General features: G+C 61.0%; 14 protein-coding genes and 1 tRNA gene. 9 read left to right on the top strand and 6 right to left on the bottom strand.

Annotated elements, in window-relative coordinates; genetic code table 11:
• Window positions 1–29: 29 nt before the first annotated feature.
• Window positions 30–812: a helix-turn-helix domain-containing protein gene (locus DN388_RS06285; RefSeq protein ID WP_213606962.1), complete on the bottom strand. Its 783-nt coding sequence runs from the start codon at window positions 810–812 to the stop codon at window positions 30–32.
• Between the two features lie 93 nt (window positions 813–905).
• Between DN388_RS06285 and DN388_RS06280 the strand changes: the two genes are divergently transcribed.
• A complete protein-coding gene (locus DN388_RS06280) occupies window positions 906–1,814 on the top strand; it encodes an EamA family transporter (RefSeq protein ID WP_254997730.1) in 909 nt (302 codons plus the stop codon).
• Window positions 1,815–1,852: 38 nt separating this feature from the next.
• Here DN388_RS06280 and DN388_RS06275 read toward each other — a convergent pair whose 3' ends face one another.
• The 3 genes from DN388_RS06275 to DN388_RS06265 are packed head-to-tail and all read right to left on the bottom strand — an operon-like array spanning window position 1,853 to window position 4,448.
• Window positions 1,853–2,755 carry a transporter substrate-binding domain-containing protein gene (locus DN388_RS06275; RefSeq protein ID WP_043864448.1) on the bottom strand — a complete coding sequence of 301 codons (903 nt, stop codon included), beginning with the start codon at window positions 2,753–2,755 and terminating at the stop codon, window positions 1,853–1,855.
• A gap of 30 nt (window positions 2,756–2,785) precedes the next feature.
• The gene (locus tag DN388_RS06270; RefSeq protein WP_254997729.1) at window positions 2,786–3,136 is read right to left on the bottom strand and encodes a RidA family protein; all 351 of its coding nucleotides are present in this window, start codon (window positions 3,134–3,136) and stop codon (window positions 2,786–2,788) included.
• A gap of 25 nt (window positions 3,137–3,161) precedes the next feature.
• Window positions 3,162–4,448 carry a D-amino acid dehydrogenase gene (locus DN388_RS06265; RefSeq protein WP_254998171.1) on the bottom strand — a complete coding sequence of 429 codons (1,287 nt, stop codon included), beginning with the start codon at window positions 4,446–4,448 and terminating at the stop codon, window positions 3,162–3,164.
• 62 nt (window positions 4,449–4,510) lie between these two features.
• Here DN388_RS06265 and DN388_RS06260 point away from each other — a divergent pair, with 62 nt between their 5' ends.
• Complete coding sequence (locus DN388_RS06260; RefSeq protein WP_254997728.1) at window positions 4,511–5,416, top strand: LysR family transcriptional regulator; 906 nt, start codon at window positions 4,511–4,513, stop codon at window positions 5,414–5,416.
• A gap of 455 nt (window positions 5,417–5,871) precedes the next feature.
• The gene (locus tag DN388_RS06255; RefSeq protein WP_143516664.1) at window positions 5,872–6,432 is read left to right on the top strand and encodes a hypothetical protein; all 561 of its coding nucleotides are present in this window, start codon (window positions 5,872–5,874) and stop codon (window positions 6,430–6,432) included.
• Window positions 6,433–7,010: 578 nt separating this feature from the next.
• Here the strand turns inward: DN388_RS06255 and DN388_RS06250 are convergent.
• Window positions 7,011–7,095, bottom strand: a tRNA-Leu gene (locus DN388_RS06250).
• A 108-nt stretch (window positions 7,096–7,203) separates the two neighbouring features.
• Between DN388_RS06250 and queA the strand changes: the two genes are divergently transcribed.
• The 6 genes from queA (at window position 7,204) to DN388_RS06220 (ending at window position 13,299) form a co-directional block, all read left to right on the top strand.
• Window positions 7,204–8,253 (top strand): tRNA preQ1(34) S-adenosylmethionine ribosyltransferase-isomerase QueA, encoded by a 1,050-nt coding sequence (queA, locus tag DN388_RS06245; RefSeq protein ID WP_043864453.1) that lies wholly within the window; start codon window positions 7,204–7,206, stop codon window positions 8,251–8,253.
• 14 nt (window positions 8,254–8,267) lie between these two features.
• On the top strand, window positions 8,268–9,383 hold the full coding sequence (gene tgt / locus DN388_RS06240; protein ID WP_162484886.1) for a tRNA guanosine(34) transglycosylase Tgt: 1,116 nt from the start codon (window positions 8,268–8,270) through the stop codon (window positions 9,381–9,383).
• A 51-nt stretch (window positions 9,384–9,434) separates the two neighbouring features.
• On the top strand, window positions 9,435–9,776 hold the full coding sequence (gene yajC / locus DN388_RS06235) for a preprotein translocase subunit YajC (RefSeq protein ID WP_043864455.1): 342 nt from the start codon (window positions 9,435–9,437) through the stop codon (window positions 9,774–9,776).
• A 63-nt stretch (window positions 9,777–9,839) separates the two neighbouring features.
• Entirely contained in the window at window positions 9,840–11,708 is a 1,869-nt protein-coding gene (gene secD, locus DN388_RS06230) for a protein translocase subunit SecD (RefSeq protein WP_254997727.1), read from the top strand.
• Window positions 11,709–11,717: 9 nt separating this feature from the next.
• Window positions 11,718–12,629, top strand: coding sequence for a protein translocase subunit SecF (gene secF, locus DN388_RS06225; RefSeq protein WP_043864457.1), 912 nt, complete (start codon window positions 11,718–11,720; stop codon window positions 12,627–12,629).
• A 121-nt stretch (window positions 12,630–12,750) separates the two neighbouring features.
• The gene (locus DN388_RS06220) at window positions 12,751–13,299 is read left to right on the top strand and encodes a glycine zipper 2TM domain-containing protein (RefSeq protein WP_254997726.1); all 549 of its coding nucleotides are present in this window, start codon (window positions 12,751–12,753) and stop codon (window positions 13,297–13,299) included.
• Window positions 13,300–13,391: 92 nt separating this feature from the next.
• On the opposite strand, the gene suhB is transcribed toward DN388_RS06220, so the two are convergent.
• Entirely contained in the window at window positions 13,392–14,210 is an 819-nt protein-coding gene (suhB, locus tag DN388_RS06215; protein ID WP_043864459.1) for an inositol-phosphate phosphatase, read from the bottom strand.
• Window positions 14,211–14,300: the final 90 nt, after the last annotated feature.

The following is a 14,300-nucleotide window of genomic DNA, read 5'->3' as shown; positions in this document are numbered from 1 at the left end:
CTGCTTGGGTTGCAGCGAATCGTGTTGCATCAACTTGCCGCGTTGGCGAAGTACTGGCTGGGCGCCGCGCCCAGCACGCGCCGGAACACACTGGTGAACGCACTGGGGCTGCTGTAGCCAAGGTCCGTCGCCACCCGCGTGATCGCCTCGCCATTGCCCAGGCGCACCACCGCCGCCATCAGGCATGCCTGCTGTCGCCATGCCACGAAGCTGATGCCGGTGTGCTGGCGAAACAGCCGGGTGAAGGTGCGCCGGCTCATGCCCACCTGGCGGGCCATGTCATCGATCCCTGTATCCAGCGAGGGCTGTGCCAGCAAGTGCTGGCAGGCCCGGGCGAGCCTGGGCTCGCTGGGCAGCGGTGCATTCAGCGACAGCGCCGGCATGTCGGCAATCTCGTGCAGCAGCAGGTTCATCAGGTAGCCCTCGCGGCTGCCTTCGGCATACAGCGCCGGCACATCCCGGGCGCCCAGCAGCAGTTGGCGCAGCAGCGTCGACACACCGAACACCTGGCAGTGTTCGGGCAGGCCGAGGCGGGTGGCGGCAGGCTGGCGCACATAGGTGTTCAGCATCGTCACCGGGCCGTTCATGCTCATCTCGTGGGGCACGCCTGCGGGCACCCAGATGGCCCGCTGCGGCGGCACCACCCAGTTGCCCTGGCGGGTGAACACCGTGATCACCCCGCAGGCCGCATACGCGAACTGCCCGCGCTGATGGGTATGCAAGGCAAAGTGCTGCCCGTCGTCATAGTCGTTGGCCGTGACCACGGCGTCGCGGGGGGTGTGTTCATAGGGGTCGATGTCGATTTCGCGCATGGCCCGAATTTAATGATCTATGACCTGATAGTGCAAGCGAGCCAGTGTGCTCATTGCGCATAGTGGCGCCCTGACTTTCGGGATAGGTACGCCATGCAAAAGAAACATCTGGCCCTGGCCGTGCTGGTGACGGCGATGTGGGGGTTCAACTTTCCCATCACCAAGCTCGGCCTGGCCGCAATTGACCCGCTGCTGTTGACGGCGTTGCGATTCACCCTGGCGGCGTTGCCGTGGGTGTTCTTCATCCGGCGCCCGGCGGTCGGCCTGGGCTGGGTGGCCGCGTACGGGTTGATCTTTGGCGTGGCGATGTGGGCGTTGATCAACCTGGGAATCGAGCTGGGCGTGCCGCCGGGTACGGCGGCGTTGCTGGTGCAGTTCAGTGCGTTTTTCACCCTGGGTTGGGGCGTGTTGCTGTTTCGCGAACGCCTTGGCGTGGGGCAGGGCGTCGGGGTGGGGCTGGCAGTGCTGGGGCTGGTGTCCATCATCGATGGCAGGCCCGGCGATGGCTCGGTGGTGGGTTATGGCTTGTTGCTGGTGAGTGCGTTCAGCTGGAGTGTGGGCAACGTGATCATCAAGCGCTCGAAGGTGCGCGAGATGTTTGCCTTTGTGGTGTGGGCGAGCCTGTTCGCACCGCTGCCGCTGGTGCTGCTCACCTGGCTGATGCATGGCACCGCGCCGTTCACCGGGGTGGTTGCGCAGGTGGGGTGGGTGGCGGTGTTTTCGCTGATGTTCCAGGTGTATGCGGCGACGCATTTCTGTTACTGGGGGTGGAACCTGCTGCTGCGTGAGTACCCGGTGTCGAAGGTGGCGCCGTTGTCGTTGCTGATCCCGGTATTCGGGGTGGCAGGGTCGATGGTGCTGCTGGGGCACCGGGTGGATGCGCACGAGGCGGTTTCGATCGGGTTGATTCTGGCGGCGCTGGGGGCGGGGTTCGTGAGGTGGCCTGGGCGGGCGCATTCGCCAGCAAGGCTGGCGCTTACAGGGGAGCGCGAGACGGTGTAGGCGCCAGCGTTGTTGCTGAAGGGGCAGGGCACTGATCGCTACTGCACCGGATCACTCACCGGCTTGGCAATGATCGCCTTGAGTTCACTGGTCATCGGGAACTCGAGGTTCAAGCCTTTTGGCGGGATCGGCTGCTCAAACCAGCGCTGGTAGATCCCGTTGATCTCCCCCGAGCTGTACAGCTCGCCCAGTGTCGAATTCACCAGTGCGAGGAATTGCGGATCGTCCTTGCGCACCATGCAGCTGTAGATTTCCCGAGACTGCTCCTCCCCAACCACTACCCACTTGTGCGGATCGCGAGCCTTGGCGCGCTCGCCGTAGAGCAACGCATCGTCCATGTAGAACGCCGCTGCCCGACCGGACTGCAACAGCTGGAAGGCTTCGCCGTGGTCCTTGGCGCTGATCACGAACATGTCGATCTTGTTATCGATGTTGTAGCTCTTCAGATAGCGCTCGTTGGTGGTGCCGGCGGTGGTCACCACGTTCTTGCCGCGCAGGTCGGCGAAGCTCTTGATCCCACTGTCGTTGGCGGTCAGCAACTGGCCTTTTACGTAGATGAAGCCGTAGGAAAACGCCACCTGTTTTTGCCGCTCAGCGGTCACGCCGGTCGAGCCACATTCCAGGTCGACCGTGCCGTTCTGCACCAGCGGAATGCGGGTTTGAGAAGTCACCAGGTTGTACTTGACCTTGAGCTGGGGCGCCGCGAGCTTTTGCTGCACGCGCTCGACGATCTTGTTCGCCAGGTCCACCGAGTAACCCATCGGTTGACCCGAGTGATCGCCCACGTAGGAGAAGGGTACCGACGCATCGCGATAACCCAGGGTAATGCTGTTGGTACTGGCAATCTTGCTCAGGGTCGGCCCCAGCGAGGTTTCTTCAGCCTGCACTTGAGTGCCGAGCAATACGCCCAGGGTGCAGCCGAGCAACGTGATTTTTTGCATTGTTATTCTCCGTTGTGGGTGATGGATTGCTTAGCGGCGGGCCGCGATAACGCTGATTTCGACTCGCACCTGCGGGCGGGCCAGCTCGGCCTGCAAGGTCGTGCGACTCGGTGCCTGGCCAGGCGACAACCAGTCCGACCATACGTAGTTCATCGCCGCGAAATCCTCACCTATGTCCTTCAGGTAAATGGTCGCGCTGAGCAGGTGATCCTTGTCGCTGCCCGCCTCGGCCAACAGCGCGTCGATTTTTGCCAGCACCTGGCGAGTCTGGCCAGCGGCGTCGGTGGCATCACCCGGTACTTGGCCGGAGAGAAACACCAGGTCGCCAAAGATCACGGCAGCGGACAAGCGTGGATTGGTCTGGATGCGGCTGATGGTCATCGGATAGTCCTTCTCTTGGGTAATTTCAGGCCACACGGGGCGCAAAGCCCTGCAGATCAATGGAGGGGCGGCGCTGGCCGATCAGCTCGCCGAGCAACTGCGCACTGCCGCAGGCCAGGGTGAAGCCCAGGGCACCATGGCCGAGGTTGAGCCACAGGTTGCGATACGCGGTTGCGCCCAGCAGCGGCACGCCGCTAGGGGTCGCCGGGCGCATACCGGCCCACTCGATGGCCTGCTCGTAGTCGCCGGCATTGGCGAAGGTGTCACGCGCCTGGCGCTTGATCAGGGCCAGCCGCTTGGGGTCCAGCGCCGGTTCAAAGCCGACGATGTCGACCATGGCCGCTACCCGCAGTTGCTCGCCGATGCGGGCGTAGACGATCTTGCGGTCATAGTCAGTGATGCTCAGGTCCGGGGCCCGGTGGTGGGCGCCGATCGGCACGGTGAGGCTATAGCCCTTGAGCGGGTACAGGGGCAGGTGCACCCCTGGTAACGTCAGCAGTGGGCTGCGATGGCCGGCGGCAATCACCAGATGCTCCACTGGCAGCACTTCATCCCCCAGTTCAATTGCGCTCACCATGCCATTGGCCTGGCGAATACCGGTCACGGCCTGGCCCAGGCGGAACTCGCAACGGCCCGAGGCCCGCAAACGCGCCGCCAGTTGCTGGCAGAAGCCGTGGCAGTCACCGACCTCTTCATCGGGGGTGTAGATCGCGCCGATAAAGGGGGCATCGGCCAGCGCCGGGTCCAGGCGGGCGCAGTCGGCAGACGACAGCACCTGCTGTTGCTGGGGGGCGGCCAGCCTGTGGCGGGCGTGCTCGAAGCTCGCGGTGTTGCGAAAGGTCACCAGCTTGCCATTGCGCCGCCAGTGGAAACCGTCCAGGGCATCGTCTTCGCGCCAGGCCTGCAGGGCGGCCTGGCTGAACAACGCCAGGCGCAGCAGGTGGGCTGCATTGGTGCGGTTGACGGAGGAGCGACAGGCCCCCAGAAAGGACGCCATCCAGCGCCACTGCGCCGGGTCCAGGCGGGGGCGCAGCTTCAACGGTGAGTCACCGCGCAGCATCCAGCCGATGGCCTGCAATGGCACGCCGGCATCGGCCAGGGGCGCCACGTAGCGATAGGACAACTGGCCGCCATTGGCAAAGCTGGTTTCACTGCCCAGCGAATCCCGCGCCTCGACCAGGGTCACCTCAACGCCATCGCGCACCAGTGCGTAAGCCGTTGCCAGGCCAATGACGCCGCCGCCGATGATGCATACACGCTGAGCCATGTCATTCCTTAGCCGTGGTTGAGACGAGACCGAGGTTAGAGCCAGGTGACAGGCGCCGAACAATGAATAAAGATGGTCATCCCATAAACAAAGGTTATGGACTCGCCATGCGCCTTCGCCACATCGAGATCTTCCAGGCCATCCGTCAGACCGGGTCGGTCAGCGCTGCCGCGCAGTTACTGCACGTCTCCCAACCCGCCGTGACCAAAGTGCTGCAACACGCTGAGCAGCATCTGGGTTTCCCGTTGTTTCTACGGGTGCGCGGCAAACTCCAGGCCACCCCGGAAGCGCTGGAGCTGGAGCGTGAGGTCGACAAGGTCACCGAAAGCCTGCAAGGGGTGCGACGCCTGGCCCAGAGCCTGCGCCGCGAGCCGGGCCACAGCCTGCGGATCGGCGCGACCCCGGCACTGGCCCTGTCGTTGTTGCCGCCGGCCATTCATGAATGGACGCAACGCTATCCGGAGATCGCCTGCGAGCTGTCCAGTGCCCATAGCCGCGAGCTGGTGCAGAACCTGCTGATGCGCGAAATCGATGTCGCCCTGACCCTGCAACTACCCGATCACCCGGGGCTCAAGGCCCAGGCGCTGGCCAGTGGGGTGTTGGTGGCGTTGGCGCCGGCCGGTTACTGGCCCCAGGAGGAAGAAGGCCTGCCGCTGCCGCTGCAGGCCCTGGCCGACGCGCCGCTGATCGGGCTGTCCAGTGCCGATCCGCTGTCGGCCCGCCTCGACAGCTATCTCGAGGCGGTAGAGCCGCCGCCACGGGTGAGCATCGCGGTGCAAACCTATTCACTGGCCAGGGCGATGGTCGAATCCGGTGCAGGGCTGGCGGTGATCGATCCCTTCACCGCCCTCAGCGCGTCGCCTGGGGCCACCGCCATTCGCCCCCTGGCTCCAGCGTTGCCGATCACCCTGTACGCGGTGACCCGCGCTGCCGAACCGCCACCGCATACACTGGGCGAGCTGCTGACGATCTTCAGCACTCGTGCGCAGGGGCAATTGGATTGTTGGCGCTGAAGCGTTGACTTGCCAGGGAAGGGGATGAAACCCCAAAGACTAAAAAGCCCGCAGTCAGTGGGCTTTATGGGTGTTGCGTAGTCGTCGTTGGACGGCTATGTACATCGAAATAGTAATGGGTTTGGAAGCCATTCGGTAAGCACATCCAAAACAGAGTTGGGCTGTGATAAGCGATGTGTTTTCCACCGCATACGAAAAACCGTAATTGCTACATTAGAGCGTGCAGATGTAAAAAACCTTGTCATCATTTCATGGGTAGGTCATAAAGCAGAGGGTTTGTTGCGGATGACTGTTGACAGGTATTTCGAAGGAAAGCACTTGAAGAACTCGCATACAAGTTCCAGTCTTAAATATATTGCATCCCCGCGATGTTGGAATGCTGGCGTTTAACTATTGCTCAAATGGTGATAGCATTTTGCCTTACCAGCAAGACTTGGCTCCCGCGATTCAACTGAATGGATAAGGAAAAAATGGAAAAAATTAAAAGCTTTGTGCTGGCATCGTTGGTTGCCGCTTTTGCGTGCACAGCATCAGCAGAAACCTTTGAACACGTCGAGCTTGATAAAGACAGAAGAAGCGTTGAGTATTCTGGACCTATCAATAAGACAATCAGTGCGATTAAAGAACGTAAATGGCTAGGACAAACCAAGGCTATGGATGGTGGGGTCGTGTTCACCCCTTATGTGAATCCCCAATTCGGTAAGAACAATACGGAATCCGGGGGTGCCATTATGGTGACTGCTACATTCTATCTCTATGACAAGCCAGTCAAAGAAGCGTTGATGGTTGCACGTCAAAGTCAAATTCCCGGTTTTGTTGAGTTTTATGGCTATGATTCAAGGGAGCTTCAAATGCATATAAGAATGGTTGACGATGACACCTTTCAATCGTTCGCAAGTGATACGCAATATCGCTCTCCTGAAAAGCTGAATACTTACAAGAAAGTCGACAGTTTTAATAAGAGTAATTACAAGAGCGAGTTGAAGTCTGCCTTGGATGATGGCACTGTTTTTTGAAATGTGTAAACGACAATAAAGCACATCAGTGTTTTTGTTGATTTGAGGTCGATGAAGAGAAGATAGACCGCGTTCGTATAATGGTCGATAACTATCAGGCTGCCTTTCAAGGTGGCCTTTTCAAGGCCTGCTATACAGTTGCCAAGCATTGTTGAATGCTTGATTTGTTCGGTCTTTTAATTTCGATGACAGTCAAATAATGGTTTAATGCAACGAGATATTGTGTCAATGGTAGATTGAAAATATATGTAGGGTTGGATGGTAGTTGTCAAAAATTAAAAGTTAGGGGTAGACCTTGATCGGCGCTGCTATATAAGATTCTATGTGTGCTCAATTTTCATGCTTGAACACGCTCAACCACAAAAAACGACATTGCCGGAGACGCGAAGGTTTTTGAATACCCATAAAATCTATTGATTTTTGTGGGTTTGTATGATCTTTACTTCGCGTGATGTGACGCTTTGGGGCCGCATTTTCCGAGGGAAATGGGTTTGAGAAGAACAGATTTTCTGGATAGAAAAAGGGGTAGAAATTTCTTTCTACCCCTTCTCTAAGTCCTTGATTTACAAGGATTTGTATGGTGCCCCGAGGGAGACTCGAACTCCCACTCCTTTCGAAAACGGATTTTGAATCCGCCGCGTCTACCAATTCCGCCATCAGGGCTTGTGGCGGCGAAGTATAGTGAGGCGCCTACCGTTGGTCAATCAGCTTTCATGGTCAATTTTGCTGCTTTCCGCTAAACTTTGCGGCCCTGTCAAACCGATCACCATCATGCGCGTCGCCGATTTCTCCTTTGAGCTTCCAGATTCCCTGATCGCCCGCCATCCACTGGCTGAACGGCGCAGCAGCCGGCTGTTGACCCTCGACGGGCCTACCGGCGCGCTCGCGCATCGCCAGTTCACCGACCTGCTCGAGCACCTGCGCCCGGGCGATCTGATGGTGTTCAACAACACCCGGGTGATCCCGGCCCGACTGTTCGGCCAGAAGGCCTCCGGCGGCAAGCTGGAGATCCTCATCGAGCGCGTGCTCGACAGCCATCGCGTGCTCGCCCACGTGCGCTCGAGCAAGTCGCCCAAGCCAGGCACCCAGCTGCTGATCGACGGCGGCGGCGAAGCCGAGATGGTCGCGCGCCACGACGCGCTGTTCGAGCTGCGCTTCACCGAAGAGGTGCTGCCACTGCTCGACCGCGTCGGCCACATGCCGTTGCCTCCTTATATAGACCGCCCCGACGAAGGCGCCGACCGCGAGCGCTATCAGACGGTCTATGCGCAGCGCTCCGGCGCCGTGGCCGCGCCCACCGCCGGCCTGCACTTCGATGAAGAGCTGATGGGCAAGATCGCCGAAAAGGGCGTGAGCACCGCCTTCGTCACCCTGCACGTGGGCGCCGGCACCTTCCAGCCGGTGCGCGTGGAGCGCATCGAAGATCACCACATGCATAAAGAGTGGCTCGAAGTGGGCCAGGACGTGGTGGACGCCGTGGCCGAATGCCGGGCGCGCGGCGGGCGGGTGATCGCGGTCGGCACCACCAGCGTGCGCTCGCTGGAAAGCGCGGCGCGCGACGGTACGCTCAAGCCGTTCAGCGGCGACACCGACATCTTTATTTTCCCGGGCCGCCCGTTCCACGTGGTCGACGCCCTGGTGACCAACTTCCATTTGCCCGAATCCACGCTGCTGATGCTGGTTTCGGCCTTCGCCGGTTACCCCGAGACCATGGCTGCCTACGCTGCAGCGGTGGAAAACGGCTACCGCTTCTTCAGTTACGGTGATGCCATGTTCATCACCCGCAATCCGGCGCCACGCGGGCCCGAGGATCAAGCATGAGTCGCACCTGTCGTATGTCCTTCGAGTTGCTGGCCACCGACGGCAAGGCCCGTCGCGGCCGCCTGACATTCCCCCGTGGCGTGGTCGAAACCCCGGCCTTCATGCCGGTGGGCACCTATGGCACGGTCAAGGGCATGCTGCCGCGCGACATCGAGGCCATCGGCGCGCAGATGATCCTGGGCAACACCTTCCACCTGTGGCTGCGCCCGGGCACCGAGGTGATCAAGGCCCACGGCGACCTGCACGACTTCATGAAGTGGCAGGGCCCGATCCTCACCGACTCCGGCGGCTTCCAGGTGTTCAGCCTGGGTGCGATGCGCAAGATCAAGGAGGAGGGCGTGACCTTCGCCTCCCCGGTGGACGGCTCCAAGGTGTTCATGGGCCCGGAAGAGTCGATGCAGGTGCAGCGCGACCTGGGCTCGGACGTGGTGATGATTTTCGACGAGTGCACCCCGTACCCGGCCGATGAAGATGTGGCGCGCATCTCCATGGAGCTGTCGCTGCGCTGGGCCCAGCGCTCCAAGAACGCCCACGGCGACAGCACCGCGGCGCTGTTCGGCATCGTGCAGGGCGGCATGCACCGCAACCTGCGCGAGCGTTCGCTCGAGGGCCTGGACAAGATCGGCTTCGACGGCCTGGCCATTGGCGGGCTGTCGGTGGGCGAGCCCAAGCACGAGATGATCAAGGTGCTGGACTACCTGCCGGGCATGATGCCGGCTGACAAACCTCGTTACCTTATGGGGGTAGGCAAGCCGGAAGATCTCGTTGAGGGTGTGCGCCGCGGCGTCGACATGTTCGATTGCGTGATGCCCACGCGCAATGCGCGCAACGGTCATCTGTTTGTCGATACCGGCGTGCTTAAAATCCGTAACGCGTTCCATCGCCATGATGATTCGCCACTGGATCCGACCTGTGACTGCTACACCTGCCAGAACTTCTCCCGCGCTTATCTGCATCACCTGGATAAATGCGGCGAAATGTTGGGCAGCATGTTGAATACCATCCACAACTTGCGTCATTACCAGCGCCTGATGGCTGGTTTGCGCGAGGCTATTCAACAGGGTACATTGGCCGCCTTTGTCGATGCCTTTTACGCCAAGCGCGGGCTGCCTGTGCCGCCCTTGGATTGATGTTCTGTCGAACCTGACACACGTACAACAACTTGCAACTTGGAGTGCTAAATGAGCTTTCTGATTCCTGCCGCTTACGCGGACGCAGCAGCCCCGGCAGCTGCCGCCGGCCCAGCCGGTACCGGCTTCGAGTGGATTTTCCTGGTCGGCTTCCTGGTCATCTTCTACCTGATGATCTGGCGTCCACAGGCCAAGCGCGCCAAAGAGCAGAAGAACCTGCTGAGCAACCTGCAGAAAGGTGACGAAGTTGTCACCAACGGCGGTATTGCCGGCAAGATCGTCAAAGTGGCCGATGACTTCGTGGTGCTGGAAGTGTCCGACACCGTGGAACTGAAGTTCCAGAAGGGTGCTATTGCCGCGACCCTGCCCAAGGGCACGCTCAAAGCGATCTAAGTTTCAGATTTTCTACAATCGACGGGGCGCGCAAGGCGCCCCGCGTCTTGAACGGGCGGCGTGATGCTGAACAAATATCCTCTATGGAAATACGCACTGATCCTGGCGGTACTGGCGATCGGTTTTATTTATTCCGCTCCCAACCTCTACCCTGACGATGCGGCTATTCAGGTCAGCGGTGCCAGCACGGCGCTGCAGGTCAGCCAGGCCGACCTGGACCGTGCCACCAAGGCACTGGCCGACGCCGGTATCGCGGTCAAGGGTGCAAGCCTGGGCGAGAAGGGCAAGGGCGCACTGGTGCGTCTGGCCAAACAGGACGACCAACTGCCTGCCAAGGACGTTGTGCGCAAGGCGCTGGGTGACGACTACGTCGTTGCACTGAACCTGGCTCCGACCACTCCGCAATGGCTGCGCAACCTGGGTGCAAGCCCGATGAAGCTGGGCCTGGACCTGTCCGGTGGTGTGCACTTCCTGCTTGAAGTGGACATGGACAAGGCCATGGCGGCACGTCTGAAGGTGTACGAAGGCGAAGTCAAAAGCCTGCTGCGCAAGGAGCGTGTGCGCTACCGCAGCCTGCCGCAGCAAGATGGCGGCATTCAACTGGGCTTCTCCGATGACCAGTCCCGCGAACAGGCTCGCAGCCTGATCCGCAAGAATTTCAACGATTTCGAGCTGACCACCACCGAGCGTAACGGCCTGTCGGTGCTGCGTCTGGCGATTACCCCGGCCAAGGTCGCGGAAATCCGTGAATACTCGATCAAGCAGAACCTGACTACGGTACGTAACCGCGTCAACGAACTGGGTGTGGCCGAGCCACTGGTTCAGCGCCAGGGTGCCAACCGCATCGTGGTCGAGCTGCCAGGCGTGCAGGACACCGCCGAAGCCAAGCGTATCCTGGGCAAGACCGCGAACCTGGAGTTCCGTCTGGGTGCCGAGCCGGGTGCGTCCAAGGCCACTACCGAGACCTTCGAGTTCCGTGAGGGCGGTCGCCCACCGGCAGCGGTCGAGCGTGGCCTGATCATCACCGGTGACCAGGTCACCGACGCCCAGGCCAGCTTCGACGAGCAGGGTCGCCCGCAGGTGAACATCCGCCTGGATGGCCACGGCGGCGAGCTGATGAGCCGCTCCACGCGCAGCAACGTCGGGCGCAGCATGGCGGTGATCTTCATCGAACAGCGTCCGGTTACCCGCTACGTCAAGCAGATGGTCGACGGTGTCGAGAAAGACGTGCCGGTGCAGTCGTTCGTGGAAGAGAAGCGCATCATCAGCCTGGCGACCATCCAGTCGCCGCTGGGCAGCCAGTTCCGCATCACCGGCCTGAACGGCCAGGGTGAGTCGTCCGAGCTGGCCCTGCTGCTGCGTGCCGGTGGTCTGGCGGCGCCGATGTACTTCGCCGAAGAACGTACCATTGGCCCGAGCCTGGGTGCCGACAACATCACCAAGGGTATCGATGCATCGCTGTGGGGCATGCTGTTCGTGTCGCTGTTCATCATGGCCATCTACCGTGCCTTCGGCCTGATCGCCACCATCGCCCTGGCGGGCAACATGGTGCTGCTGCTGGCGCTGATGTCGCTGCTGGGGGCTACGCTGACCCTGCCGGGCATTGCCGGTATCGTGCTGACCATGGGTATGGCGGTGGACGCCAACGTACTGATCTTCTCGCGCATACGTGAAGAACTGGCCAATGGCATGTCGGTGCAGCGCGCCATCCACGAAGGCTTCAACCGTGCCTACACCGCGATCGTCGATGCCAACCTGACCACCCTGCTGGTGGGCGGCATCCTGTTCGCCATGGGTACCGGTCCGGTCAAGGGCTTCGCGGTTACCATGTCCCTCGGGATTTTCACCTCGATGTTCACGGCCGTCATGGTCACCCGCGCAATGGTCAACCTGACCTGCGGTGGGCGGGATATCAAGAAGTTGTGGGTATAAGGGGCTGCCATGTTACGTACCATTAACTTCATGGGTGTGCGGAACGTCGCGTTCGGCGTCACCCTGCTGCTGACTGTGCTGGCACTGTTCAGCTGGTTCTACAAAGGGCTCAACTTCGGCCTGGACTTCACCGGCGGTACGCTCATCGAGCTGACCTACGAGCGCCCGGCCAACCTTGGCGAGGTTCGTGAAGAGCTGGTCAGGTCCGGCTTCCACGATGCCGTGGTGCAGAGCTTCGGTGCTACCACCGACCTGCTGGTGCGCATGCCGGGCGACGACCCGATGCTGGGCAACAAGGTGGCCGAGGCGCTGCAGAAGATCAGCACCGACAACCCGGCCACGGTCAAGCGTGTCGAGTTCGTCGGCCCGCAGGTGGGCGAGGAACTGCGTGACCAGGGAGGCCTGGGCATGCTGCTGGCGCTGGGCGGTATCCTGGTCTACCTGGCCTTCCGCTTCCAGTGGAAGTTTGCGGTGGGCGCCATCCTGTCGCTGGTGCACGACGTGATCGTGACCATGGGCATCCTGTCGTTCTTCCAGATCACCTTCGACCTGACGGTGCTGGCGGCGGTGCTGGCGATCATCGGCTACTCGCTCAACGACACCATCGTGGTGTTCGACCGGGTACGGGAAAACTTCCGCGTGATGCGCAAGGCTTCGCTGATCGAGAACATCAACGTCTCGACCACCCAGACCCTGCTGCGTACCGTGGCCACCTCGGTGTCCACCTTGCTGGCGATCGCGGCGCTGCTGTTCTTCGGTGGTGACAACCTGTGGGGCTTCTCGCTGGCACTGTTCATCGGTGTAATGGCCGGTACCTACTCGTCGATCTACATCGCCAACGTGGTGCTGATCTGGCTGAACCTGAACAGTGAAGACCTGATCCCGCCGGTGAAAACCGAGGGTGTGGACGAGCGTCCATAAGGCTTTTTGCCACTGTCCTGAGCGGTACAAGAAGGCGCGAGTATTGAACTCGCGCCTTTTTTTATGCTCCAAGGCTGGGAGAAGCGCGGGCGTGTTCCCGCAGGTAAATCAGGAGGTTCACGTGAACAAGTCAATGCTGGTGGGTGCGGTGCTGGGTGCTGTCGGTGTCACTGCCGGAGGTGCCGTGGCTACCTACAGCTTGGTCAAGGGCGGGCCGCAATACGCGCAGGTGACGTCGGTGCAGCCGGTCAAGCAGACCGTCAAGACGCCACGGGAAGTCTGCAAGGATGTCACGGTGACCCGTCACGCGCCGGTGAAGGATCAGCACCAGATCGCCGGTACCGTGCTGGGCGCCGTGGCAGGTGGGTTGCTGGGTAACCAGATCGGCGGCGGCAATGGCAAGAAGATCGCGACCGTGGCCGGTGCCGTCGGTGGTGGCTATGCCGGCAACAAGGTGCAGGAAGGCATGCAGAACCGCGATACCTACACCACCACGCAAACCCGCTGCAACACGGTCAATGACCTGAGCGAGAAGGTGGTGGGGTACGACGTGAAGTATTCGATTGGCGACAAGGCCGGGCAGGTGCGCATGGAGCGCGACCCGGGTTCGCAGATCCCGCTGGACGAGAATGGCAAGCTGGTACTGACGCAGGCACAGCCTGGGCAGTGATGACCCTTTCGCCGGCCTTGCCGGCGAAGAGGCCCGAAAGCCAGCCACAAAAAAGCACCCCGAAGGGTGCTTTTTTATTGCCCGGCTGAAACTCAGCGCTTCAGCGAAGCCGGCAGGTGCGGCTGGATCGCCGTCAACACCGCCTTGAAGCACTTGATGTTGCCGGCAACGATGTGGCCCTTCTCGAGGAAGTCATGACCACCGGTGAAGTCGCTCACCAGGCCGCCCGCTTCCTGGATCAGCAGTGCGCCTGCCGCCATGTCCCACTCGCTCAGGCCCGACTCCCAGAACGCATCGAAGCGGCCGGCGGCCACGTAGGCCAGGTCCAGGCTCGCGGCGCCGGCGCGGCGGATGCCGGCGGTCTGGCCGACCAGGGCACGGAACATGCCCAGGTAGTTGTCCAGGCCATCCATCTGGTTGTCACGGAACGGGAAGCCGGTACCCAGCAGGGCGCCGTCCAGGCTGGTGCGACCGCTGACGCGCAGGCGGCGACCATTGAGCTGGGCGCCACGGCCACGGCTGGCGGTGAATTCTTCCTGGCGTACCGGGTCGAGGACCACGGCGTGTTCCAGGCGGCCGCGGTACTTGCACGCGATGCTCACGGCAAAGTGAGGAACGCCACGCAGGAAGTTGGTGGTACCGTCGAGCGGGTCGATGACCCACAGGTAGTCCTTGCCTTCTTCGCCGTTGCCAGCGTGCAGGCCGGTTTCTTCACCGTAGATGGAGTGGTTGGGGTACGCCTTGCGCAGGGCGTCGACGATGACTTTTTCCGCCGCGCGGTCGACTTCGGAGACGTAATCCTTGGCGTCTTTCTCATCTACCTTGATGGTATCCAGGCGCTCGATGGAGCGGAAAATCAATTCACTGGCGCTGCGGGCGGCGCGCAGCGCGATATTCAGCATGGGCTGCATGGACGTTTCACCTGGGTCGTTAAAGAAAGCCGAACATTCTAGCAGAAAACTTTGAACGAAGAAGGGCGACATTTGCTTTCATAGCGTAAT

The sequence above is a fragment of the Pseudomonas sp. S12(2018) genome (assembly GCF_024355235.1).
GTDB classification, from domain to species: domain Bacteria; phylum Pseudomonadota; class Gammaproteobacteria; order Pseudomonadales; family Pseudomonadaceae; genus Aquipseudomonas; species Aquipseudomonas palmensis.
Note: the sequence above shows the minus strand (reverse complement) of the source record. Positions and strands in the feature narration are given on the sequence as shown.

Excerpts from the sequence above, each read along its gene's own strand:
- DN388_RS06255 (WP_143516664.1), top strand. The coding sequence starts at position 5,872 with ATGGATAAGGAAAAAATGGAAAAAATTAAAAGCTTTGTGCTGGCATCG.
- DN388_RS06280 (WP_254997730.1), top strand. The coding sequence starts at position 906 with ATGCAAAAGAAACATCTGGCCCTGGCCGTGCTGGTGACGGCGATGTGG.
- tgt (WP_162484886.1), top strand. The coding sequence starts at position 8,268 with ATGTCCTTCGAGTTGCTGGCCACCGACGGCAAGGCCCGTCGCGGCCGC.
- secF (WP_043864457.1), top strand. The coding sequence starts at position 11,718 with ATGTTACGTACCATTAACTTCATGGGTGTGCGGAACGTCGCGTTCGGC.
- suhB (WP_043864459.1), bottom strand. The coding sequence starts at position 14,210 with ATGCAGCCCATGCTGAATATCGCGCTGCGCGCCGCCCGCAGCGCCAGT.
- DN388_RS06275 (WP_043864448.1), bottom strand. The coding sequence starts at position 2,755 with ATGCAAAAAATCACGTTGCTCGGCTGCACCCTGGGCGTATTGCTCGGC.
- secD (WP_254997727.1), top strand. The coding sequence starts at position 9,840 with ATGCTGAACAAATATCCTCTATGGAAATACGCACTGATCCTGGCGGTA.
- DN388_RS06285 (WP_213606962.1), bottom strand. The coding sequence starts at position 812 with ATGCGCGAAATCGACATCGACCCCTATGAACACACCCCCCGCGACGCC.
- yajC (WP_043864455.1), top strand. The coding sequence starts at position 9,435 with ATGAGCTTTCTGATTCCTGCCGCTTACGCGGACGCAGCAGCCCCGGCA.
- queA (WP_043864453.1), top strand. The coding sequence starts at position 7,204 with ATGCGCGTCGCCGATTTCTCCTTTGAGCTTCCAGATTCCCTGATCGCC.
- DN388_RS06260 (WP_254997728.1), top strand. The coding sequence starts at position 4,511 with ATGCGCCTTCGCCACATCGAGATCTTCCAGGCCATCCGTCAGACCGGG.
- DN388_RS06270 (WP_254997729.1), bottom strand. The coding sequence starts at position 3,136 with ATGACCATCAGCCGCATCCAGACCAATCCACGCTTGTCCGCTGCCGTG.